The following is a 1,317-nucleotide window of genomic DNA, read 5'->3' as shown; positions in this document are numbered from 1 at the left end:
GGCCGGTTCGTAGCCGGCCTCGGACAGCCACTGCGCCCAGGGATCCGCGGCCGCCGCCTCCACGAGCTCCCGCTCCGGGCCCGTCCAGGCCAGAAGCCTGCGCAGATAGAGCGGCCCGCCGGCCTTGGGGCCGGTGCCGGAGAGGCCATGTCCGCCGAAGGGCTGCGAGCCCACCACGGCGCCGATGATGTTGCGGTTGACGTAGAGATTGCCGGCGGAGACGCGCCCCAGCACCCGCGTAACGGTCTCGTCGATGCGCGTGTGCAGCCCGAAGGTCAGCGCATAGCCGGTGGCGTTGATCTCCCCGATCAGCTCGTCCAGCCGCTCGCGCGCGTAGCGGACGACGTGCAGCACCGGTCCGAACACCTCGCCGCGGAGCTCCGCCACGCGCGGGATCTCGATCAGCGTGGGCGCGACGAAGCTTCCCGCCGCCGGGCCGCGCGGCCCCGCGCGCGTGACCGCAAAACCCTTCTGGCGCATCGCCTCGACATGGGCGTCGATCGTCCTGCGGGCCTCTTCTGAGATCACCGGGCCGACATCGGTGGCGAGGCTGGCCGGATCCCCGACCGCAAGCTCCGCCATCGCGCCCTTCAGCATGTCGAGGAGCCGGTCCGCCACGTCTTCCTGCAGGCAGAGCAGGCGCAGCGCAGAGCAGCGCTGGCCGGCGGAGTCGAACGCGGAGGCGAGCGCGTCCGCCACGACCTGTTCTGACAACGCCGAGGAGTCCGCGATCAGCGCGTTCTGGCCGCCCGTCTCGGCGATCAGCGGCGTCGGGGCGCCGTTCGGCCCGAGCCGCCGCGCGAGCCGCCTCTGGATGAGCCGCGCGACCTCGGTCGAGCCGGTGAACAGCACGCCCTGCACGCAGGGATCGTCCACGAGGGCCGCGCCGACCTCGCCGTCCCCCGGAACGAGCTGGAGCGCGTCCTTCGGGATCCCGGCCTCGTGCAGCAGCGCGACCGCGGCGGCGGCGGTCAGCGGCGTCTCCTCCGCGGGCTTCGCCAGCACGACGTTGCCGGCCGCGAGCGCCGCCGAGACCTGGCCGGTGAAGATCGACAGCGGGAAATTCCACGGGCTGATGCACACGATCGGCCCGAGCGGCCGGTGCGCGGCTTCCGACCAGCCCCTTACGCCGGCCGCGTAGTAGCGCAGGAAATCGACCGCCTCGCGCAGTTCGGCGAGCGCGTTCGGCGCGGTGCGGCCGGCCTCGCGGACGACGAGACCGATCAGCTCCCCGCTCCGCGCCTCCATCAGCGCGGCGGCGCGCTCCAGAATGGCCGCCCGGACCATGGGCGGGCTTTCGGGCCAGCGCGTCGCGGC

Annotated in this window: 1 protein-coding gene; it reads right to left on the bottom strand. The window is 73.5% G+C overall.

Annotated features, from left to right (window positions below; translation table 11 throughout):
- A partial coding sequence (locus ACIKT0_RS18385; RefSeq protein ID WP_407106764.1) for an L-glutamate gamma-semialdehyde dehydrogenase occupies positions 1 to 1,317 on the bottom strand: 1,317 nt, incomplete at both ends.

The organism is Hansschlegelia beijingensis (genome assembly GCF_045505405.1).
In the GTDB taxonomy this organism is placed as follows: domain Bacteria; phylum Pseudomonadota; class Alphaproteobacteria; order Rhizobiales; family Methylopilaceae; genus Methylopila; species Methylopila beijingensis_A.
This window is presented reverse-complemented; position numbering and strand designations above follow the sequence as displayed.